Origin of the sequence: Streptomyces sp. NBC_00012 (assembly GCF_045040875.1) — a bacterium.
Classification (GTDB): domain Bacteria; phylum Actinomycetota; class Actinomycetes; order Streptomycetales; family Streptomycetaceae; genus Streptomyces.
In genome coordinates this window covers 7,394,617-7,415,558 of record NZ_CP108309.1, presented here as the reverse complement: position 1 = coordinate 7,415,558, position 20,942 = coordinate 7,394,617, and the positions used below count along the sequence as shown (strand labels likewise).

The 20,942-nt window shown below is 71.6% G+C and carries 24 protein-coding genes; 11 read left to right on the top strand and 13 right to left on the bottom strand.

Features of this window, described 5'->3' with window-relative positions; all coding sequences use genetic code 11:
* Window positions 1-14 precede the first annotated feature (14 nt).
* Genes OHA19_RS33795 through OHA19_RS33785 form a run of 3 tightly spaced genes read right to left on the bottom strand, consistent with a single transcriptional unit; the run spans window position 15 to window position 1,569 of the window.
* Window positions 15-767, bottom strand: a complete 753-nt coding sequence (locus tag OHA19_RS33795) for a thioesterase II family protein (RefSeq protein ID WP_405710357.1) — start codon at window positions 765-767, stop codon at window positions 15-17.
* A 60-nt stretch (window positions 768-827) separates the two neighbouring features.
* A complete protein-coding gene (locus OHA19_RS33790) occupies window positions 828-1,316 on the bottom strand; it encodes a hypothetical protein (RefSeq protein ID WP_405710360.1) in 489 nt (162 codons plus the stop codon).
* A gap of 19 nt (window positions 1,317-1,335) precedes the next feature.
* Window positions 1,336-1,569 carry a hypothetical protein gene (locus OHA19_RS33785; RefSeq protein WP_405710362.1) on the bottom strand — a complete coding sequence of 78 codons (234 nt, stop codon included), beginning with the start codon at window positions 1,567-1,569 and terminating at the stop codon, window positions 1,336-1,338.
* Between the two features lie 180 nt (window positions 1,570-1,749).
* Here OHA19_RS33785 and OHA19_RS33780 point away from each other — a divergent pair, with 180 nt between their 5' ends.
* Both OHA19_RS33780 and OHA19_RS33775 read left to right on the top strand, forming a co-directional pair.
* A complete protein-coding gene (locus OHA19_RS33780) occupies window positions 1,750-2,451 on the top strand; it encodes a TetR/AcrR family transcriptional regulator (RefSeq protein ID WP_405710365.1) in 702 nt (233 codons plus the stop codon).
* Between the two features lie 101 nt (window positions 2,452-2,552).
* A complete protein-coding gene (locus OHA19_RS33775; protein ID WP_405752623.1) occupies window positions 2,553-3,002 on the top strand; it encodes a hypothetical protein in 450 nt (149 codons plus the stop codon).
* A gap of 48 nt (window positions 3,003-3,050) precedes the next feature.
* On the opposite strand, the gene OHA19_RS33770 is transcribed toward OHA19_RS33775, so the two are convergent.
* The gene (locus OHA19_RS33770) at window positions 3,051-3,431 is read right to left on the bottom strand and encodes a hypothetical protein (RefSeq protein WP_405710370.1); all 381 of its coding nucleotides are present in this window, start codon (window positions 3,429-3,431) and stop codon (window positions 3,051-3,053) included.
* A gap of 80 nt (window positions 3,432-3,511) precedes the next feature.
* Here OHA19_RS33770 and OHA19_RS33765 point away from each other — a divergent pair, with 80 nt between their 5' ends.
* Together OHA19_RS33765 and OHA19_RS33760 are read left to right on the top strand one after the other, a co-directional pair.
* On the top strand, window positions 3,512-5,731 hold the full coding sequence (locus OHA19_RS33765; protein WP_405710373.1) for a prolyl oligopeptidase family serine peptidase: 2,220 nt from the start codon (window positions 3,512-3,514) through the stop codon (window positions 5,729-5,731).
* A 54-nt stretch (window positions 5,732-5,785) separates the two neighbouring features.
* Entirely contained in the window at window positions 5,786-6,238 is a 453-nt protein-coding gene (locus OHA19_RS33760) for a Rieske (2Fe-2S) protein (protein WP_405710376.1), read from the top strand.
* A 42-nt stretch (window positions 6,239-6,280) separates the two neighbouring features.
* Here the strand turns inward: OHA19_RS33760 and OHA19_RS33755 are convergent, their stop codons facing one another.
* Entirely contained in the window at window positions 6,281-6,934 is a 654-nt protein-coding gene (locus tag OHA19_RS33755) for a cysteine hydrolase (RefSeq protein ID WP_405710379.1), read from the bottom strand.
* Between the two features lie 114 nt (window positions 6,935-7,048).
* On the opposite strand from OHA19_RS33755, the gene OHA19_RS33750 reads away from it, so the two are divergent.
* Window positions 7,049-7,525, top strand: coding sequence for a pyridoxamine 5'-phosphate oxidase family protein (locus OHA19_RS33750; RefSeq protein ID WP_405710382.1), 477 nt, complete (start codon window positions 7,049-7,051; stop codon window positions 7,523-7,525).
* Between the two features lie 60 nt (window positions 7,526-7,585).
* Here the strand turns inward: OHA19_RS33750 and OHA19_RS33745 are convergent, their stop codons facing one another.
* From OHA19_RS33745 to OHA19_RS33730, 4 genes are all read right to left on the bottom strand, one after another.
* Complete coding sequence (locus OHA19_RS33745) at window positions 7,586-8,224, bottom strand: response regulator (protein ID WP_405710385.1); 639 nt, start codon at window positions 8,222-8,224, stop codon at window positions 7,586-7,588.
* Window positions 8,221-9,453, bottom strand: coding sequence for a sensor histidine kinase (locus OHA19_RS33740; protein WP_405710388.1), 1,233 nt, complete (start codon window positions 9,451-9,453; stop codon window positions 8,221-8,223). The genes OHA19_RS33745 and OHA19_RS33740 overlap by 4 nt, the downstream gene beginning before the upstream one ends.
* A 5-nt stretch (window positions 9,454-9,458) precedes the next feature.
* A complete protein-coding gene (locus OHA19_RS33735) occupies window positions 9,459-11,648 on the bottom strand; it encodes an MMPL family transporter (protein ID WP_405752621.1) in 2,190 nt (729 codons plus the stop codon).
* Between the two features lie 123 nt (window positions 11,649-11,771).
* Window positions 11,772-12,680: a LysR family transcriptional regulator gene (locus OHA19_RS33730; protein WP_405710394.1), complete on the bottom strand. Its 909-nt coding sequence runs from the start codon at window positions 12,678-12,680 to the stop codon at window positions 11,772-11,774.
* A 74-nt stretch (window positions 12,681-12,754) separates the two neighbouring features.
* Here OHA19_RS33730 and OHA19_RS33725 point away from each other — a divergent pair, with 74 nt between their 5' ends.
* Window positions 12,755-14,014: a DMT family transporter gene (locus tag OHA19_RS33725; protein ID WP_405752618.1), complete on the top strand. Its 1,260-nt coding sequence runs from the start codon at window positions 12,755-12,757 to the stop codon at window positions 14,012-14,014.
* Here the strand turns inward: OHA19_RS33725 and OHA19_RS33720 are convergent.
* Complete coding sequence (locus OHA19_RS33720) at window positions 14,005-15,336, bottom strand: aminotransferase class I/II-fold pyridoxal phosphate-dependent enzyme (protein ID WP_405710400.1); 1,332 nt, start codon at window positions 15,334-15,336, stop codon at window positions 14,005-14,007. The genes OHA19_RS33725 and OHA19_RS33720 overlap by 10 nt on opposite strands.
* Before the next feature lie 35 nt (window positions 15,337-15,371).
* Between OHA19_RS33720 and OHA19_RS33715 the strand changes: the two genes are divergently transcribed.
* The gene (locus tag OHA19_RS33715; RefSeq protein WP_405710403.1) at window positions 15,372-16,070 is read left to right on the top strand and encodes a pyridoxamine 5'-phosphate oxidase family protein; all 699 of its coding nucleotides are present in this window, start codon (window positions 15,372-15,374) and stop codon (window positions 16,068-16,070) included.
* A gap of 152 nt (window positions 16,071-16,222) precedes the next feature.
* Here OHA19_RS33715 and OHA19_RS33710 read toward each other — a convergent pair whose 3' ends face one another.
* Together OHA19_RS33710 and OHA19_RS33705 are read right to left on the bottom strand one after the other, a co-directional pair.
* A complete protein-coding gene (locus OHA19_RS33710) occupies window positions 16,223-17,251 on the bottom strand; it encodes an EamA family transporter (protein ID WP_405752616.1) in 1,029 nt (342 codons plus the stop codon).
* A gap of 115 nt (window positions 17,252-17,366) precedes the next feature.
* Complete coding sequence (locus tag OHA19_RS33705) at window positions 17,367-17,957, bottom strand: Clp protease N-terminal domain-containing protein (RefSeq protein ID WP_405710408.1); 591 nt, start codon at window positions 17,955-17,957, stop codon at window positions 17,367-17,369.
* 244 nt (window positions 17,958-18,201) lie between these two features.
* Between OHA19_RS33705 and OHA19_RS33700 the strand changes: the two genes are divergently transcribed.
* Together OHA19_RS33700 and OHA19_RS33695 are read left to right on the top strand one after the other, a co-directional pair.
* Window positions 18,202-18,423 (top strand): hypothetical protein, encoded by a 222-nt coding sequence (locus OHA19_RS33700; protein ID WP_405752613.1) that lies wholly within the window; start codon window positions 18,202-18,204, stop codon window positions 18,421-18,423.
* Window positions 18,424-18,484: 61 nt separating this feature from the next.
* Window positions 18,485-18,916, top strand: coding sequence for an SRPBCC family protein (locus OHA19_RS33695; protein WP_405710413.1), 432 nt, complete (start codon window positions 18,485-18,487; stop codon window positions 18,914-18,916).
* An 83-nt stretch (window positions 18,917-18,999) separates the two neighbouring features.
* On the opposite strand, the gene OHA19_RS33690 is transcribed toward OHA19_RS33695, so the two are convergent.
* On the bottom strand, window positions 19,000-19,608 hold the full coding sequence (locus OHA19_RS33690) for a PadR family transcriptional regulator (protein WP_405752610.1): 609 nt from the start codon (window positions 19,606-19,608) through the stop codon (window positions 19,000-19,002).
* A 305-nt stretch (window positions 19,609-19,913) separates the two neighbouring features.
* Here OHA19_RS33690 and OHA19_RS33685 point away from each other — a divergent pair, with 305 nt between their 5' ends.
* Together OHA19_RS33685 and OHA19_RS33680 are read left to right on the top strand one after the other, a co-directional pair.
* Entirely contained in the window at window positions 19,914-20,519 is a 606-nt protein-coding gene (locus OHA19_RS33685; RefSeq protein ID WP_405710419.1) for a DUF6188 family protein, read from the top strand.
* A complete protein-coding gene (locus OHA19_RS33680) occupies window positions 20,413-20,772 on the top strand; it encodes a nuclear transport factor 2 family protein (protein ID WP_405710422.1) in 360 nt (119 codons plus the stop codon). Before OHA19_RS33685 ends, OHA19_RS33680 begins: the two co-directional genes overlap by 107 nt.
* The last annotated feature ends 170 nt before the right edge of the window (window positions 20,773-20,942 follow it).

Below are 20,942 nucleotides of genomic sequence, written 5' to 3'. Positions count from 1 at the left end.
CGCGCTGTGCTGTGTCAGACGCCCGTACGCACCGTTCGTCCGGGCACGTGCGCGGCAATGAGCTCCGCGACGCGGGGCAGGTGGTCGCCCAGGAAGAAGTGGCCGCCGGGCAGTACGTGCCGCTCGAAGGGCCCCTCGGTCTCCCGCTCCCACGCCTGTACGGCCTCGACGGCGACCCGGGGGTCGTTGTCGCCGGTCAGTGCGACGACCGGGCAGCGCAACGGCGGCCCGGGGACATGGACGCTGCGGAACAGCATGGCGTAGTCGGCGCGCAGCGGCGGCAGTGCGAGTGCGAGGATCTCCGGTTGGGCCAGCAGCTCTTCGTCCGTGCCGGACAGCAACCGCATCTCCCTGATCAGTTCGTCGTCGCTGGGCAGTTCGGGCAGCCGCCCGCGCCGCGGCAGCGACGGGCCCCCGCAGCCCGAGACGAACAGCGCCGCGGGCTCCCGTCCCACTGCCGCAAGGCGCCGTGCGGTCTCGTACGCCAGGAACGCGCCCATGCTGTGGCCGAACAGAATCAGCGGCCGGCCCCCGCTCGCGGGGAGCGAGGACAGTACCCCGTGCACGACCTCGCCGAACCGTTCGGCGAACGGTTCGGCGACGCGGTCGTGCCGTCCGGGGTACTGCACGACCAATGCTTCCGCGGTCCCCGCGACCTGCGTCGACAGCGGGACGTAGCCGCTGGCCGAACCACCTGCGTGCGGGAAGCACAGCAACTGTGCCGCGGCGTCGGGGGCCGGGCGGAAACACCGTATCCAGTTGTCCACGACATCCCTTCTCTCATGTTCTCGGTCCGGCCGTCGACCGGCTCCGTGAACGGTATCGGCTCATTGCGCGGCGGCGGTCCAGTTCTCCAGTTGTTCACGGGTGGTCGCCGGGTCCGCGACGAGAACGGCGAGTTCGTCGTCGCGGGGTTCCAGTGTCGTCAGGGCCGGGCAGCGGTGGCAGGCCTCGACACCGACCTGGTTCCACCACTTGCAGTGCGGGCGGAGGTGGCACCGTGGCACCGCGGCCGGGCCGGGCTCGGCCGGCACGGTGGTGATGCGTTCGATCAGCCCGCAGGCCTCGCCGACCCGGTTCGCGCAGTCCGACACGCAGTGCGAGGCGAACCGGAGCACCCGGTTGGGGGCGATCCCCTCCGGGATACTGCCGAGAACATCGGCGGCGGGTACGGGTTCGGCCAGGTAGGCGACCTGGTCCCGCTCCCCGGACCGCACGCCGAGAACAACGCTCTCCGGGCGGCTCGCATCGCCGCTCGGACACCATCTGAGGGGGCTTTCCCGCCCGTCCCGGGCAGGGTCCGCAGTGCTGTCCACGGTGCTCACCTCCGATTCGTCAGCAGGAACGCGGGCCGGTCGAGTTGAGCACCATGCCGCCGATGACACCATCGGTGACGGCACCCTTCTCCTGCTCGGCCGCGACCGCCTGGGCGATGCTTCTGGCGAGCTGCTCCTGGCCGGTGATCCGCGCCGGACGCTCGGCAGCGGCGGCACCGGTGGTACCGCCCACCGTGACGAGACCGGCAACGAGGGCTGCGGCAGCGGCCGCGGTGCGCATGCTGTTGTTCATCCCTGTCCTCCAAGGCATCGGTGATGGCTTGCAGGAACCGACGCTAGGGTCCGCTGCGCGCCGCGATCGGCAGTTACGGCGGCGACTTGGAGGCGCGGGGGCTCGGGGGCTCGTTCCGCCGCCGGGCACAGGTCCACCCGCCGGTTGCTCATTGGTCGCGCCGCCAATAGTATCGCCGGTATGTCGTCAAGCCCTCAGCGGAAGCGGATCCGGAAGTCCCCGGCGGACCGGCGTGCGGAAATCGTCGACGCGGCGGCGGCCATCGCCCTGACCGAAGGGCTGGAGTGCATCACGCTGCGCCGGATCGGCGAACAGCTCGGCGTCCGCCCCGGTCTCATCAGCCACTATTTCCCGGCGGTCGAGGACCTCGTGGCCGAGGCGTTCGGCACCGCCGCCGGCGCCGAACTGAACACGCTGCTCCCGGCGGCCCCGACCGCACAGTCGCCCACGGACCGGCTCGCCCGCTTCTTCGCGCTCGCGACGGGCGCCGCGTACGACGACATCAGCCGGCTGTGGATCAACGCCCGGCACCTCAGCCGCTACCGCCCCGCCCTGCGCGACCGGGTCGGCCGCCAGGAGGCGCTGTGGCGGGGCCGCCTGGAGGACCTCGTCCGGGACGGCGTCGCCGTCGGCGAGTTCCGCACCGCCGATCCGTATGTGGCGACCATCCAGATCCTGGTCGTCATCGACGGCCTCGGCGCACACGCCAACACCGAGGCGGCGGAACGCCCCGAGGCGGTCACACGGATGGCCGTCGGCACGGCCGAACGCGAACTCGGCCTGGAGAGCGGCACGCTCACCAGGCGCAGTGCCGCGCTCGACGTCGCCCGCGGCGACGCACTCGCGCCGTCCGCCGCCAACGGCACCCCGGACACGGCCTGAGAGCTGTCCCGCCCTCAGCCGGCGTCAGCCAGTGGCGGAGCCACGACCGCCGGAACCCGCGTACGGGTATCGATATCGGAGGCGGCTCATAGAGTCCTGCCATGAGCGACCCGGTCAACAGAACACTCCTCGAGACCGTCACTCCCGCCCCCGTCGCACGCTCCGCGGTGGAGGGCGGGCCGCTGCCCATCGACATGGCGGCCGTCCGCCGGGGCGCGGAGGCGATGCGCGCGACCCTGTCCGAAGCCTGCCGGGCCGCCGGGACTCCCGACGACAGCGGCTGGCTGACGGAGTTCACCCGGCCGGACTTCGGCAGCTTCCAGGACCTCGTCGCCGAAGTGCGTACCGACCCCGATCCCGACCACGTGCCGCTGATACCGCGGTTGTGCGGCCGGCTGCTCGGCGACGACGCCCGTACGAACCGCTCGCTGATCGGCGGCCAGGAGATCCGCGAGCCGTTCTTCCACCATGGCGACCTGCTGGTGAAGGGGCACCTCGATGTGGTGGCCCCTTCGTGGTCACCGGTTCGCTCTTCGTCGAGGGCTGTCTGACCGACTGCGGCCCCGACTAGCGGACCGGACGCCGCGGCGCACCGACCCCTACCGGTGCAGCTCCGCCAGGACTCTGCCGCGCAGCAGCTCGTACTCCTCACGGAGCCGCACGATCTCCGCCGGCCGTACGATCACCTCCCCGCCGACGACGATCTCCTCCGGGCTGAACTGCTCGCGGGTGAGATCGACTTCGACGCCCATGCCCAGCCGGTTCCACCAGTGGTAGTCCACCCGCCGGCCGTCCACATGGACCTCGCCGCGGATCAGATCGCCGCCCAGGAGGTCGTGCACCACGAGTGCGGTCACTCCGCACTGATCGCGCGCCGGATTGTCCGGGGTCCACTCCGCCCGGTGTGCCGGTGTCGTGGTGTCCGCGCCCCAACTCCTGCGAACGGCCTGCTCGAGGTCGCTGAAACTGCTCAGTGTCATACCCCTCAGCGTGGCAGACACCTCTGACAGTCCATGCCCCTCGCTCCGTCGCCGGGAGAACCACCTGTCATGGTGTCGCCATGATTCCGACAAGCGGTGCCGCGACCGATGACACGACGAACGACACCCATCGGTTCCCGGAGCAGTTCGGGCGAACCCACCGGTTCTCGCTCGGGGTACCCCGAGCCTTCACCGTCTCACCGGACGGCGCACGGGTGCTCTTCGTACGTTCCACGTCCGGTACGGACCAGGTCAGCCGGCTCTGGCTGTTCGAGGACGGGAAGGAGCGGCTGCTCGCCGATCCGCTCGGGGCCGGGCACGGCGGTACGGCGGGCGGTCGGGTACCGCCTGAGGAACAGGCCCGCCGCGAACGGGCTCGCGAGACGTCGTCCGGTGTGGTGTCCTACGCGACCGACGCACAGGTGCGGCTCGCGGCCTTCGCACTCGACGGCGAGCTCTGGGTCGTACGGACCGACGGGAGCGCTCCGCGCCGGATCCGGACCGCCGGTCCGGTGGTCGATCCCCGTCCCTCGCCGGACGGCACGCTGGTCGCGTACGTGTCCGGTGGCACGCTGCGGACCGTCACGACGCAGGGGGCGGACGACCGGGTGCTCGCCGCCCCGGACGGCCACCGGGTGACGTACGGGCTGTCCGACCACGTGTCGGCCGAGTCGATCCACCGCCCGCGCGGCTACTGGTGGTCGCCCCGGGGCGATGCGCTGCTGGTGGCGCGGGTGGACACCTCGATGGTGCGGCGCCGGTACATCAGCGATCCGGCCCATCCGGAGCGGCCCCCGCGCGAGATGGCGTACCCGGCGGCGGGCACGGCGAACGCGGAGGTCTCGCTCCACCTGGTGCGGGTGTCCGGGGAGCGGCTCGCGGTCCGGCTGCCGCGCGAGGCGGACGCGGACCACCCCGAGGGGGCGTGGACGGACCGGTCGTTCGAGTACGTGGTGTCGGCGGCGTGGGACGGGCACGGGCCGCTGGTCTCCGTGCAGACGCGTGACCAGCGTTCGGTGCACGTGCTCGCGGTGGATCCGGGCACGGGAGGGACGAGCGTCCTGAGCCGTGCCCACGACCGGGCGTGGGTCGCGCTGCGGCCCGGGACGCCGTCGCGGCTCCCCTCCGGTGCGCTCGTCGTTCCCGCGCGGCCGGGCGGCGACACCCAGGGGCTGGAGATAGGCGGGCTGCCGACGCCCCCGGGGCTGGAGGTCCGCGAGGTGGTCGGATCCAGCGGCGACCGGCTGTTCTTCACCGCGAGCGAGGAACCGACCGAGATCCATGTCTGGTCGTACGGGGCGGCGGCCCGCGGTGACGGCGCCGGCGTTCCCGTGCGGGTCAGCGAGGCCCCCGGCGTGCACACGGCCGCGGTCGGCGGTCCCACCGTGGTGCTGGACAGCAGGACCCCGGACGGTCAGACGGTGACCGTGCTGCGGAACGGAACGCCCGTGGGCCGGATCGCGGTCCTCGCCGAGACTCCGCTGGTCGTCCCGCGGCCCGCGGCGCTGAGCCTGGGGAAGCGGGAGCTGCGCAGCCGGCTGTATCTGCCGTCGTGGCACCGGCCGGGCGACGGCCCGCTGCCGGTGCTGCTCAGCCCGTACGCCGGCCACGGCATGCAGGTCGTCCTCAAGGTGCGTTCCTGGTTCGTGGCGGTCGCCCAGTGGTTCGCGGAGCAGGGTTTCGCGGTGCTGGTGACGGACGGCCGGGGCACTCCGGGACGTGGTGAGGCCTGGGAGAAGTCGGTGCACGGAGACCGGCTGACGGCTGTGCTCGACGACCAGATCGACGCGCTGCACGCGGCCGCCGCGCGGTGTTCCGCGCTGGACCCGACCCGGGTCGCCATGCGCGGCTGGTCGTTCAGCGGGTATCTCGCCGCTGCCGCCGTGCTGCGGCATCCGGACGTCTTCCACGCCGCGGTGGCCGGTGCCGCACCGGCCGACCGGCGGCTCTACGACACCCACTGGGAGGAACGGTTCCTGGGCCACCCGGACGTTCTGCCGGAGAACTACGAGCGCAACTCGCTGCTCTCGGAGGCGGCCGGGCTGACCCGCCCGCTCATGCTGGTGCACGGACTTGCCGATGACAATGTGGCCGTCGCCCACATGCTGCGGTTCTCCGCGGCGCTGCTGGCCGCGGGCCGGCCGCACACGGTGCTGCCGCTGTCCGGGGCCGGTCACCTGGTCACCCGGGAGGCGGCGGGCAACCTGTTGCTGCTGGAGCGGGACTTCCTCGGGAAGTCCCTGGGTGTTGAACACGGGGGTCCCGCCGCGCGTACCCCTGGTCGTACACCGAAGTCGTGAACACCTGAGTCGTGAACACCTGAGTCGTGAACACCGTGGAAGGGAAGAGCCATCATGAGCACAGCGCAGAACCACGAGGGCCGTCCAGGGCGGCGGGCCGTTGTCGCCGCCGGCGGAGCCCTCCCCGTCGCTGCCGTACTCACCGCCTGCGGCAACCAGAAGGAATCGGGCGGTTCGGATGTGGTCCAGCCCGCCGACAGCGGATCGGACGGCGGTGACGCCGCCCTGGCGCGGACGGCCGACATCCCCGAGGGCGGCGGAAAGGTCTTCGCCGACCGGGGTGTCGTGGTGACGCAGCCGAAGGCGGGCGAGTTCAAGGCGTTCTCGTCGAAGTGCACCCACCAGGGGTGCGCGGTGTCGCGCGTCGCGGACGGCACCATCGACTGCCCTTGTCACGGCAGCAGGTTCGACGCGTCGACGGGCGCCGTGGCACACGGCCCCGCCACCGAACCGCTGCCCGCCATGACGATCGCGGTCTCGGGCGGCTCGATCAGGCTCACATCCTGATCGTCCCGGCTGGCGGCACCGGCAGCACGAGGATCCCGTCCCTCAGGAACCGGCGCTGCGGGACGTGCGGTTCGGCCAGCAGCCCAGCACCTCGTCGGTGGTCGTGATCGTGGCGACGAGGGCGAGCGTGTTGCGGATCATCGCGGGGGTGTAGTCGGCAGGTACCCCCGCGATGGCGTCGGACGGCACCACGGCGGTGTAGCCGAGGTTCACCGCGTCGAACACGGCGTTGGGGACGGCGACGTTGGCCGAGACCCCGGTGACGACGAGGGTCCGGCAGCCGAGGTTGCGCAGCAGCGCGTCCACATCGGTGCCGGCGATGGGCGAGAGGCCGTGCAGCCTGCGTACGACGAGGTCCTCGTCGGCCACTTCGATCGGTTCGGCGATCCGTACCGCCGTGGTGCCGCGGTGCTGTTGCACGGGCAGCCGGCCGGCGGCCCGGAAGAGCCGGGCGTTGCTGTTGGCGCCCCGCCCGTCGGGGCGGCGTTCGGCCACCGCGTGCAGCACCTGGACGCCGGACTCGTGCGCGGCCGCCACCAGCCGGGCGACGCGGTGCAGGGCGCCGGAGGAGCGGGCCTCGTCGGCCAGTTCGGGCAGTGCGCTCCCCGGACCCACGACCCCCTGCTGGCACTCGACCGTCAGGAGCACGGTGGTGGCCGGATCGAGCTGCTCGACGAGCCGGTTCTTCGACGGCACGGCTGACCCCTTTCTGCTGCGGACGGGGCGCGCGAGGCTAACCGCCATTGCGCGATGAGGGAAGAGACCCCATGATTTCTGACACACAGTCAGACAATGGGAGGGGGCGCCCACATGGCCGCCATTCAGCGACGGGGCCGTCGGATCATGATGACGGACGCCGACCGCGACGCCTATCTCGCCGAGCAGCGCACCTGCCGGGTCGCCACCGTGTCCGCGGACGGCCGCCCGCACGTCGGCGCCCTCTGGTTCACCTGGGACGGAACCTCGCTCTGGCTGTACTCGATCACCCGCAGCCTGCGCTGGTCCCAGCTGCGCCAGGACCCGAGGATCGCGGTGGTCGTGGACGACGGGGTGGAGTACGGGGAGCTGCGCGGCGTCGAACTCTCCGGCGAGGCCGTACCCGTGGCCGAGGCCCCCCGCACCGGCGAACCGTGCCCCGAACTCACCGTTCCGGAGCGACTGTTCGCGGCGAAGTACTTCGCAATGGACACCATGCCGCACGACGGCCGCCACGCCTGGCTGCGGCTGACGCCGCAGGCCATCACCTCCTGGGACTTCCGGAAGCTCGCCGGCCCGCCCACGGCGTGAGAGCGGCCCTCCCGCGACCGCACCCGCGGTCCCGCGCGTCGGGCCCGCTCCGCGGCATCTTCAGGGACGCCTCAGCAGCCCCCGTTCCATGGCCACCACCACCGCCCGCGTCCGGTCGCTCACGTCGAGCTTGGCGAACAGGCGCAGGAGATGGGTCTTGACCGTGGCCTCCGCGATGACGAGGCGTCTGCCGATCTCGGCGTTGGTCAGGCCGTCGGCCACCGCGTCGAGCACATCGGTCTCGCGGGCGGTGAGCGGCTCCTGGGCCGGGCGCCGCATCCGCGCGAACAGCTTCTCGGCCACCCGGGGCGCGAGGACGGTCTCGCCACGCGCCGCGGAGCGGATCGCGTCGGCGAGCTGTTCGCGGGTGGCGTCCTTCAGGAGGTAGCCGATGGCGCCCGCCTCGACCCCGCGCTCGATGTCCTGATCGGTGTCGTACGTCGTCAGGATCAGCACCCGGGTGCGCGGGTACCGGGCGACGATCCCGCTGGTCGCCCCTACCCCGTCCAGCACCGGCATCCGCAGGTCGACCAGGGCCACGTCGGGGTCGTGCCGTGCCACCAGGTCGAGGGCCGCCCTGCCGTCCCCCGCCTCCCCGACGATCTCGATGCCGTCCTCACCGGCGAGCAGGGCGACGACACCCGCCCGCATGACGGTGTGGTCGTCCACCACGACCACCCTGATTCGTCCGCCGGTCATCGCGTCCCCTCTCCTTCCGCATCGTTCCCCGGATCGCCGTCCCCGGGCACCGGCTCCAGAGGGATCACCCCCAGGACCCTGGTGCCGTCGCCGACCGAGCTGGTGACCGTGAACCGGCCGCCCAGTTCCGCCAGTCGTTTGCGCATCCCGTCGAGCCCGAATCCCTTCGACTCCTCCGGCACGAATCCGACGCCGTCGTCGGTGACCTCCAGCTCCGCCCCATGCGGCCCGCGGGTCAGCAGCACGCCGACCGTGGAGGCGCACGCGTGTTTGCGCACGTTGGCCAGGGACTCCTGCGTACAGCGCAGCAGCGCGATCCGGGTCTGCTGGTCGCACTCCACGTCCGCCAGATCGCCGGCCACCGTGAGTCCCGTGTCCTCCGCGAAACGGTCCAGGATGCGGCGCAGGGTCTGCGCCACCGACCCGGCCGCAGCCACGCCCCGCTGCTGGGCCGAGCCGACCAGTTCCCGGGCCTCGGCGAGGTTCTCCCGGGCCGTCGACTCGATCGAGCGGAGCTGCTGGGCGCTCCGGACCGGCTCCGCGTCGAGTCCCGCCCGCGCCGCCTCCGCCAGTACGACGATCGACGCGAGGCCCTGCGCGAGGGTGTCGTGGATGTCCCGCGCCATCCGTTCCCGTTCGTCGGCCGCGCCCTGGCGCTGGTGCGCCTCGGACAGCTCCGCCTGGGTCCGTTCCAACTCGACGATCAGCCGGGCGCGTTCGGCGCTCTGCGCGACCACCGAGTGCGCCCACAGTCCGATCAGGACCCCCACGGCGACGACGATCAGGGTGGACACCATGGTCTCGCCGAAGAACTGCAGCGACGAGCCCTCCCGGAACCAGCTCCCCGTCAGCGTCGCCGCCGTCGCCAGCCCCAGGAACCCCATCGAGGTCCTGGGGGTCCGTCCGAACATCCAGTAGTGCGGCAGCGTCACCATGAACAGCGCCGCGTAACTGCCGCCCAGATGGGCGAGCCCGCCGAGCGCGAGCACCAGCACGGAGAGGTAGCCGTGCGGGCGGACGACGGGATTGCCGGGGAAACGGTCGAGCAGCGTGTAGCAGAGCACCACGCAGCCGAGCAGCGCGAGCGCCGCGTACCGGTCCCGGACGGACCCGTCCATGGCGGCGAGCCCGGCGGCCATCGCGACGAACAGCACCCAGCACACGGCGTTCCAGCGGCGCAGCGATGTGGTCCACAGGGCGTCGGCCGAGGGCCCGGCGAGAACGGTCATGCCGATCAACGTACTTCGGCCAGTGACTCGTCGCGGACGGTCCGGTCCGATTCGGCCGGGGCGGGGCGCGACGGCCACCAGGTCGCCTCGCCCAGCAGGAGCAGTGCCGCCGGCAGGATCATGATGCGGACGACGAAGGCGTCGAGCAGCACGGCCGCCGCGAGCACGAAACCGATCTGCTTCATCTCGATGATGTGCAGCAGGACGAAGCTCACGAAGACGGTCGTCATCACGACCGCGGCGCTGGTGACCACGCTCGCCGACGTACGGATCCCGTCCAGGACCGCCTGCCGCGTGGGGACACCGGCGAGCACGGCCTCCCGGATCCGGCTCACCACGAACACCTGGTAGTCCATGGAGAGTCCGAAGAGGATCACGAAGAGAAAGAGCGGGACGCGGGAGCCGATCGAGCCGGTGGAGTCGAAGCCCAGCAGTCCCTCGGCCCAGGTGCCCTGGAAGACGAGGACGAGCAGTCCGAGCGCGGCCGCGGCGGAGAGCAGGTTGAGTACCACCCCGATCAGGCCGAGCACCACGGAACGGAAGGCGTACACGGTCATCGCGAAGGTCACCAGCAGCAGCGCCCCGAGGACGAGCGGGATCCTGCCGTTCTGATGGGCCGGGTAGTCGGCGTACCGGGCGACGTCCCCGCTGACGCCGTACTCCGCGCCCGGGACCCGTCCGACGGTGGCGGGCAGGTACTCGTCGCGCAGGTGGTCGAGGGAGTCGCGGGCAGGGGCCGAATCGCCGAGGTGCGGCACCTTCAGCCGCAGCACGCCGATCCGGTGATCGGCCGAGGCTTCGACGCGCGGACCACCGGCGAACAGCGGGTCCTTGTCCGCGAGCCGCGCCAGTTCACGCAGCGCGCCGGTGACCTCCCGGCTGCGCGAGGCGTCGGCGCGCACGACGACATCGTGCGTCACCCGCTGCCCGGGGAACGCCTCGTTGAGACGGTCGTACACCCGCATCGCGGGAATCTCGCGGGAGTGGGTGTCCCGGCTCATCTCCGTGATGTTCAGTCCGGCCAGTGGCAGGGCGAGCGCGAGCAGGGCGAGGACCGGGACGCAGAGCGTGGCGAGGGGGTGCCGGGCGGCGGGCCGCAGCAGTGCCGTCCAGATCCGGCCCGCACCCTCGCGGCGGGGGCGCGGGGCGGGCTTCCCGTGCTCCGCCCGGCGCCGTGCCCGTCGTTCCGCCCGCTTCCCGAGCACGGTCAGCAGCGCGGGCAGCGCCGTCAGGGAACTGGCCACGGCAACCAGCGTGACCACGATGGTGCCGGTGGCGAGCGAGGAGAAGATCACGTCGGAGGCCAGATACAGCGTCGCGGTGGAGATGACGACCGCCAGCCCCGACACCACGACCGCCCGGCCCGACGTGGCCGCGGCCAGTTCCACCAGCGCCTCGGTGCTCAGCCGGCCACCGCTGCGGGCCCGTTCCTCGCGCTCCCGTTTGAGGTAGAAGAGCGTGTAGTCGACCCCGACGGCAAGACCGATCATCAGGATGACGTTCGTGCCGACCCCGGCGTCGGGAGAGAGGTGCGAGACCACCATCGACAGTCCGATGGCCGCCGCGATCGACGAGAGTGCGAGCAGCAGCGGCACCGCAGCCATGACGACCGATCCGAAGACGACCAGCAAGGTGACCAGGGTGACGGGAAGGGTGATCTTCTCGGACAGGGCCAGGTCGTCTCCGCGCTGCCGGTCGACCCCCTTGCTGATGGAAGGGCTTCCCGTCTCCTCCAGCAGCAGCCCGGGGCGGGACTCCTGAACGGCCGAGGTCTGTGCCGCGACCGCGTCGACCTTGTCCTTCGCGTCCCGCTCCTCGCCCTTCAGCGCCACCTCGACCATGAGGATCCGGCCGTCGCCGGACCAGAGTGGCGCGGCCACGTCCGCGACCTCCGGCAGCTTCTTCATCCGGGCCGTGAGATCACGCGCGGCCGCCTCGGTGGCCCGGGTGTCGGGGGCGCCCGACCGGGTGGAGATCAGCACCTGCTCGGTGGAACGGCGCTCCAGGTGTCCCTCGGCCGCCATGGCCTCGGCCCGGCCCGCCTCGCCGACACGGTAGTCGGCCGTCTTCGCGTTGTTGGTGCCGACGGCTCCGCCGACGACCAGGCAGAGCGCCACGAACACCAGCCAGCCGACGACCGCCCGCCAGGGGTGCCGCGCGCTTCGGCGCGCCATGCGCACAGTGAATGAATTCATGCCCGAAAGCCTTGCTGAACAGGGCAGTTGACGGACAGAGGTGTCAGGTTGAACCTGCCGTCCACCGATCGGTGGACCCCGGTGCTGGGGGAAACCCCCGCACGCCGCGCCGGTGCCCCCGGCTCACGGCGCGTCCAGCTCCCGGCCCGCCGCGCGCAGGGCGGCCACCGCGGCCCTGATCGACGGACGCCGGTCCGCGTCGGTACGCCAGACGGCGTGGACGTGACGTCGCATCTTCTGCCGTACGGGCACGAGCCGCACCCCGTCGGGTACCGGTCCGCGGCCCAGCCTCGGCGCCACACAGACGCCCATCCCGGCGGCGATCAGGGCGAGTTGGGTGTGGTGCTCGCCCGCCAGGTGCGCGATGCGCGGTTCGATGCCCTTGGAGCGGAGGGTGAACATCAGCCAGTCGTAACAGAATTCGCCCTCGGGCCAGGACACCCAGTCGTCGTCGGCGAAGTCCTCCAGGTCCACCTCGTCCCGGTCGGCGAGCCGGTGGCCGGCCGGCATCGCGATATCCGGCGCGTCGTCCAGGAGTTCGGCCTTGGCCAGGCCGGCGGGCACGGGCAGCCGCTTGTTGCTCCAGTCCAGCACCACCGCGAGGTCGGTGTCACCTCTGATCACCGCACGGATTCCGTCCTCGGGCTCCAGTTCCCAGGTACGCACGCGCAGCTCGGGGTGGTCCCCGCGCAGCGCGCGGAGCGCCGCGGGGAAGAGGCCGCGCGCCGCGGTCGGAAAGGCGGAGAGCCGGATCTCGCCCACCACCGCACCGCGCTGTGCCTCGATGTCGGACTGGGCCAGCTCGACCTGGGACAGGATCCGGGCCGCGTGGTCGGCGAGCAGCCGGCCGGCGTCGGTGAGCCGGACCCCGCGACCGTTCCTGGCCAGCAGCTGCTGCCCCACTTCGCGCTCCAGCTTCGCCATCTGCTGGGAGACCGCCGACGTGGTCACGTGCAGCCCCTCGGCGGCGCCGCCCACGGAACCGTGCCGGGCCAGTGCGTCCAGGGTACGCAAGCGCTCCAGATTCAACATGTAAGCAATGCTACGCAGACCCTCGTACAAAGTCTCGCTTGTCCTACGGGGTCGGGGCCGCCATCGTTGACTCCATGAGCGCCACCGCCGCACCCGGAACCACGCCTCCCACCGAGTCCGACACCCCGCCCACGCCCACGCCCACGAGTACGACGAGCTGGACGAGCACGGCCGGCGAGACGGCAGGGACGGGCGGGACGGCGGGGGCGACCGCACCGGCCGGGGCCACGCCCCCGAGCCCGGCCCCGGCGCCTGCCGCCCGTCCGGCGCTGGACTGGCGGCTCCGCTTCGGCGCGCTCTCGCTCATCTGGGGCTTCAGCTTTCTGCTGATCAAGGTAGGTACCGAGGGATACGCCCCGTTCCAGGTCACCCTGGGCCGTCTGCTGTCCGGCACCGCGGTGCTGGCCGTCGCGATGGCGGTCCGGCGTGAGCGGCTGCCCCGGGGTGCCCGCACATGGGGGCACCTGGCCGTCGCCGCGTTCTTCCTGAACGCGCTTCCGTTCTCGCTCTTCGCCTATGCCGAGCTGACTATTCCGTCGACCCTGGCAGGCATCTGCAACGCGACATCGCCCCTGTGGGGCATGGCTCTGTCGCTCGTCGCGCTCTCCGAGGACCGGCCGACCCGCCGCCGGGTCGCGGGACTCGGGCTCGGCTTCCTCGGCGTGCTGACCGTACTGGGTGCCTGGCAGGGCTTCTCCGGCTTGGACTTCACCGGGACCGCGATGGCCCTGCTCGCCTCCCTCAGCTATCCGATCGGCTGGATCTACGTCCGCAGGACCCTGGCGGGCAGCGGCTCGTCGACGCTGGCGCTCACCGGCAGCCAGCTCTTCCTGGGTACGGCGCAGATCGCCCTGGTGACCCCGCTGTTCACCTCGGCCCCCGACGGATTCCCGCTGCTCCCGACCCTGGCCGTGGTCGCCCTCGGGGCGCTCGGCACCGGCCTCGCGGTCCTGTTGCAGTACGGCCTGGTGGCGGAGGTCGGGCCGACGACCGCGCAGATGGTCACCTACTTCATCCCGGTCATCGCCACCGCCGCCGGGGTGATCGTGCTCGGCGAGCAGCTGAGCTGGAACACACCGGTGGGCGCCCTCGTGGTCCTGGCGGGCGCCGCCCTCACCCAGAGCCGGGCCCGGAGCGGCCGGCCGTCCGCCGGCCGGTCACACAATGCCGGAGCCGCGACCGGGGTGGAGACCGGAGCCGGGGAGAACGCCGGGACCGGGGCCAGGGAGAAGGCCGCGACCGGGACCGAGACCGGGGCCATGGAGAAGGCCGCGACCGGGGCCGGGACCGGGGCCAGGACAAAGGCCGCGACCGGGGCCGGGGATCACCCGTAGGTCAGCGGCTTCACCGGCCCCGCCGCTGCCGCCACCGCATCCGCCAGTGATCCGATCTCGTCCTCCGCCAGCGACGAGACGGTGAGCCGGATCCCCTGGGGCGCGGCCAGCCGGAACCGCGCCCCGGGCGCCACGGCCCAGCCGGCGTGCAGCAGCCTTGCCACGGCACCGGTCTCGTCGCCGACCGGCACCCACACATTCATCCCGCTGCGTCCGTGGGCCGCCACGCCCCGCTCCGCCAGCGCCCGCACGAGACCGTCCCGCCGTTTCGCGTACGCCCTCGCCACCTCCCCCGGATCGACGGCGCCGGAGATCCACAGGTGCACCACGGCCCGTTGCAGCAGCCTGCTGACCCAGCCGGGGCCCAGCCGCTGGCGCCCCGCCACCCGGTCGGCCGTGACCGGGTCGCCGGTCAGTACGGCGACCCGCAGATCCGGTCCGTACGCCTTGGCGACGGACCGCACGAAGGCCCAGCGGTCCGTGGCGCCCGCCAGGGTATGGAGCGGCAGATCGACGATGCCGTGCCCGTGATCGTCCTCGATCAGGAGGACACCGCGGTGGCCGGCGAGGACTCCGCGCAGCTCGAAGGCGCGTCCGGCGGTGACGGCCGCGCCGGTCGGATTCTGCGCGCGGCCGGTGACCACGAGCGCGCGGGCACCGGCCTTCAGCGCGTTCTCGACGGCGTCGGGCACCGGGCCCTCGTCGTCGACCGCGACCGGCACAGGACGCAGCCCCAGCGCCGGTACGAGATCCAGCATGCTGCCCCAGCCGGGGTCCTCGACGGCCACCGCGTCGCCGGCCCTGAGGTGCGCGACGAGAACGCGCTCGATCGCATCCAGCGATCCGGAGGTCGCGACCACGGGCCCGGCCGGCACCCCGTCCGCGTCGAGCGCGGCACGGGCGAGCGCGGCGAACTCCGGGTCCACCGGCGCCTGCCCGTACATCCCGGGCTGCCGCGCGTACTCCTGCGCGACCGCCGCGAAGGCATCCCCCAGCGCGGGCAGCAGCACCGGATCGGGGTTGCCCGCGCCCAGATCCCGCACGCCCTCCGGCGCCTCGACCCGGAGCGAACCCCGCGCCGTACTCGCGGGGCGCGGCCGCACCCTGCTGCCCCGGCGCCCCGCAGTCTCGATCACCCCGCGCTCGCGGAGCGTCCGGTACGCGGCCGCCACCGTATTCGGGTTCACCCCCAGATGATCCGCCAACTCCCTCATAGGAGGCAGCACTTGACCGGGTTCGAGCTCACCGGAACCGACCCCGCGCTCCACACTGGCGGCAATCTCCGATGCGCGCCGCCCAACAATCCGATACTCTCCTAGCACAAACAAGATTATGCACTAGTGCAATGGAGTACGCAATGTCGGACACCGCATCGCCGCAGACCACGGCCTCGGACGCCGCAGCAGCCGGATACGAGCCGACCGAGCGCACCATCCCGACCCGTTCCCGCGAACGGGCGGCATACGACCGGGAGGTGGTCCACTCGATACTCGACGAGGCATACCTCTGCCACCTCGGCTTCGTCCGTGACGGCGCACCCGTCGTCCTGCCGACACTCTTCGGCCGGATCGGCGACCGGCTCTACGTACACGGCTCGACGGGCTCCCGTCCGCTGCGCGAGGCGGGCCGGACCGATCCCGGTCTGCCCGTGTGCCTCACGGTGACGCATGTCGACGGGCTGGTGCTCGCCCGCTCCGCCTTCCACCACTCGGTCAACTACCGCTCCGTGGTGGTCCACGGCGTCGCGCACACGGTCACCGATCCCCAGGAGCGGCGGACCGCCCTAGACGCCATCGTCGACCATGTGGTGCCCGGCCGGTCCGCCGATTCCCGGCCCGCCGACGAGAAGGAGCTGGCCGCGACCGCGGTGATCCGGCTGGACCTGCGGGAGGTGTCCGCCAAGATCCGCACGGGTGGCCCCAACGACGAGCCCCGCGACCTCGCGCTCCCCCACTGGGCAGGTGTCGTCCCACTCGCCCGCGGCTACGCGACGCCGCTGCCCTCGGACGACCTCGACCCCACGATCGGCGTGCCGGACTACATCACCGAACTCTGACGCGCACCAGCCGACGGGCCCGCCACCGGCCGACGGGCCCGCCCGCGTCGCGGCAGAACATTGCACCGGCCGACAAGCATCCCGTCCGAAACGGGCCGGAGGCGGGCGCCGGCAGCTACCGATCAGCGCATCTCACCTGTGGGATCGCCGCATCACGTGGCGGCACGACCGGCGGACAGCTCCCCCTCGGCAGCGGCCCGGCCGCTGTCCGGTCCCTCGGCAATCCCCGCACCCGGTCCGGACACGACGGGACCCGAGGGCGTCCGCGGCATCGACGACTGGGCGATGAAGGCACCGATCAGGACCATGGCGCCGCCGACGAGCTGGGGCGCCGAAAGGTGCTCGCCGAGCATCACCCAGGCGAGCACTGTGGCGATGACCGCCTCGAGACAGGCGACCACACCCGCCACCGCGGGAGAGAGCAGCCGCACCGAGATCACCCCGGTGACGTACGCGATCACGGTCGCCAGCAGCACGATCCAGACGAGCAGCAGCCAGGCCGGAACATCCGTGCCGTCCATGCCGGCCGTGCCGCTCAGGACCGACCAGTCCATCCCCCAGGGCTGTGCGACCACGGTGAGAACGGCCGCGCCGATCAGCAGCCCGTAGGCGATGACCCCGACCGGATGCGGCGGTTCGACACCGTCCGCGCCGTCCGCACTCCCCTGGTCCGACAGAACGAAGTAGCCGACCTGACAGCAGGCGGCACCGAGCGCCAGCAGCAGTCCGACCACGTCGAAGCTCAGCCCCGACCAGACCTCGACGACGCACGCCAGTCCGCCGACGGCGAGCACCACGCCGACCGCGGCCCGCCGGGTGACCGGCCTGCGCTGGACGAACCGGACCCACCCGAGCACGAGCGCGGGCGCCAGGTACTCGACGAGAAGCGCGACCCCGACGGGGATCCTGGAGATCGCGGCGAAGTAGAAGGCCTGCACACCCGCGACGGCGAGCAGCCCGAAGCCGAGCAGCAGAACCGGCCGGCTGCGCACCAGATCCCGGTGGCGCCAGGCCACCGGCAGCATGACCAGCGCCGCGCCCGCCACCCGCAGCCACACCACATGGAGCGGATCGAGCCCTGCCTCGATCATCGGCTTGGCCGCCACCCCTGAACCACCGAATGCGAACGCCGAGGCCAGGGCTAGTCCCAGGCTGGCGCTTCTCCCCTGAGACGCGTACATCGGCCCATCATGACAGCTGCGGTCAGGGGCGTCACCCCCGGTCACCCCTGACATGCCCACCGTCGGGCGGGCGGCTCCACACCGACCGTCCCCGCCGGCCGCCGGGACCGGACGCTCAGCCTCCGCCCTCCGGCACACCCTGCCCGGCGACATCCGCGACCCGGCCGGCGAGCCGGTCCGCGTCGACCCCACCCCGTACCAGCACCTCCACGGCCCGGCACTCGTGATCGGTGGCCAGTGCCGCGAGCAGATCGAGCCCTCCGGCCCGTGCGTCGCCGCGCGAATCCGCCCGGTCGAGCGCGCCGGCCATCGCAGAGGCCGCCGCGGGCGACCAGCTCTCCATCCCCATGTCCCGCACGACGGAACCGGGGGCCGGGACGACGGAACCCGGGGCCGGGACGACCGGCACGGTGCCGGAGTCCTCGACCGAACCCTGCCAGCGAAGCCCGTATCCGATACTGCGCTGGACGAGGTAGCCGAGCACCCTGGCCAGTTGGGGCCCGCCCTCGAAGGCCGCCCGCACCGCTGGGTCCGATTCGATGAGGGAGTGCAGCAGATGCGCCGTGTCGATCTGCCGGTCACCGTCGCGCAGCGCACGCCTGCGGGCGCCCGTCACCACGGCGGCCAGCTCCACGGTGAGTCTGGCGTCGAGCTCGGCGCGGTTCGTTACGGGCTGCTGAGGGATCCGCGGCGTCCGGTTCTGCACATCTCTCACCCCATCAGTTCCGCAGCGCGAATACATCCCCGGATGGGCCCATCCAGGCATCCCACGCAAGTTGGGCACACCCGAACGATTTCTCCTCCTTGCGGATGAGATCTCGCCATCTCTGGATCCGATCGGAGAAAAGGGCGCGCGCCGCCTTGCCACGCGCCCCCCGGGCAACCGGGAGTCGCCTCCGGACGTCCCACAGGCCATACCCCATGCGACAGCCGGAAGGGAGCCCGCGGACGTGTCCTGGTTGGTCGCCCTGCCGGCACTCGACGGACGGGAGTACGTGTACCGGGTCCACGCCCCGGCCGACGCACTGCGCGCCGACCTCTTCTGGGCCGCGTTCCACTGCCACGACGACGGTCCACACCCCCGCGCCTTCGACCGGTTCGACGCCGCTCTGATCTGGCGCGCGGGAGCGGAAGGAAACGATCAAATAGATCTGACAGTTCATCAGTATTGAATGTTCTGGCCGCTGCGGCTACGTTCCGCGACACCGTAACCCGCCGAGAAGGGGTGGTCGCATGGCCGAAGTCAGTGCAGAGGCGCGCATCGAAGCACCGGCCGAGAAGGTGTGGGCCCAGCTGACGGACTTCACCGCGTACGGCCAGTGGAACGCCACCCACACCAGCTTCCCCAAGGGCGGTCCGGCGACACTCGAACTCGCCGCCACCTACGAGGAGAACATGAAGCTCATGGGCTTCCCGGCCGAGGTGACCTGGACGGTGGCGGAACTGGAGACCGCTCGCCTGCTGACCACCAAGGGCAAGGGCCCGATGGGCGTCAATCTGGCCATGCGCTACTCGCTGACCCCCGACGGGGATGCGACCACGGTCCGCATCGACGGGGAGTTCACCGGCGCCGCGGTCTCCCTGATGGCCGGAAAGCTCAAGGACTCGGCGACGGCCGCGCTCGTCGAGTCACTGCGCAAACTGGGCGGGCTCATCGCCGCCTGACACCGCCGGGCCGTCGGAAAGGGCCCCGCGGCTCGGCCGCGAGGCCCTTGACGCCCCGCCCACGGGCAATCGCACCCACAGGCTCAGTGCTCGTCGGCAAGAATCAGGTACAGCTTCTTACGGGCGTCGTTGATGACCGCGAGGGCCTTCTGCCGCTGGCCGACCGAGCCGGTCTTCCAGACCTGCCCGAACGCCTCCATCAGGCCGAACCCGGCCTGCCGGATCTCATTGGCGCTCTCCCAGTCGACACCGCGCCCGACTTCCTCCCAGGGCGCCTCGGGCCCCGACTCCGCCTCGGTGCGGCCGGCGTCGGTGAGCGTGAACAGCTTCTTGCCGCCCTCGCTCGCGCTGACGATCAGGCCCTCGTCCTCCAGCAGCTGAAGGGTCGGGTAGACCGAGCCCGGACTGGGCCGCCAGGCCCCGCCGCTGCGCTCACCGATCTCCTGGATCATCTCGTACCCATGCATCGACCGGCCCTTCAGCAGCGCCAGGATCGAAGCACGTACGTCACCACGCCGCGCCCTCCCCCGACCGCCACCCCGACCGCGCCCGCCCCCGAAGGGGCCACCCCCGAACGGCGGCCCGAACTGCCCGAAGGCCGCACGCCGCCCCTCGAAGTCACCACGCCCCTGACCCGGCCCGCAGTGACCATGCCCATGCCCGAACTCTTGCCCGTGTCCATGTGAACGCATCGCTCTGCCCTTCCTATCGTTGATCTGTCGCGATGCTTCAACGATATATCGGAACCGATCGCCTGACAATCCTGAGGGAAACGTGGGCCTGTCCCGTCTCACTCAATCGAGTCGCCTTCTCGACGAACCGAGTCGTTCGGGCTTCTGTCTCAGCGAACCCAGGCGCGCGGCTGAGTGCGCTGGGGTGCCGGGTGGCTGTACCGGCTGGGACCATGGCCTCATCCGGAGTGAGCTCGATAGTGATCTGCTCGTTGTCCACAGCCGGAACGTACTTCTAGCCATGCCGCCCTGGCTCCGAAAATCCCATGGCTCTCGACTGTCCGATCAGCCAAGGTGCAGTGGTGAGCGCTGAAAGGACTCCCGTCGAACACGAGGACCGGTGGGCCCTGCCCCTTCGCGGGATGAAACTCACCGAGATCACCGTGGACTTCCGACTCGTGCTGGTCCTCGACTCGGACGGGGCAGTCGCACTGGAAGCACCCGTCGACCTCTCGCACCGGACACCCCACGCCAACCCGTCCGTGCTCCTGAAGCCGGAATCACAGGACGTCGCAGCGGCCCTCGCGCTCTTCGGAGCGAAGGTCCTGTCGGCGGTCGCGGACCGAGCCGTTCGGGCTTCCGTCTCGGCGAACCTGGTCGCATTGAGTGGGCATCGATTCACTCCACGGACGTTGACCGCACTTCGGGCCGTCCCTACGGTGAGTTGGCCAACAAGTGTTGAACGAATGGAATGGCCCCTGTGTCGCATCTGGATACACCTGCCGCTCGCACCCTCGCGAGGTGCTGACCTGCTATCACCAGGCCATGCTCGACAAGTCCCCGGACGATCTCGCCGATCTCTATGCCGTGGACGCGGTGCACGAATTCCCGTTCACCTCCCCCGGTTTCCCCCCGCGCTACGAGGGGCGTGAGGCCGTGCGCGCCGGATACCGGGCGGCCTGGGGCGCCAGCCCCGCCCAGATGCTGGAGGTCAGGAAGATCGCGACCTACGAGACAGACGATCCGGAAGTGATCATCGCCGAGCACGTCGTGGTGGGAACGGTGGCGGCCAAGCCCACCGAGTTCGCCGTCCCCGGCCTCTTGATTCTCCATGTCCGCAACGGACTGATCACGCGAGTCCGCGACTACATGGACGGCTTGGGAGTCGTCGGCGCCAGAGAATGAGGGGCCGGACCGGTGCGGCGGTAACCCGGCTCGGGCTCGGGCCGGAACGGCACTCAGTTTGTTCCGGCCCCGACCCGCGAGTTCTTCTCGACGAACCAAGCCCCTGCGTCTCACCCGATCCGGTCCACTCAGGTCGGCGCGGGCGCGAACGACCGAATTCGTCGAGGTCA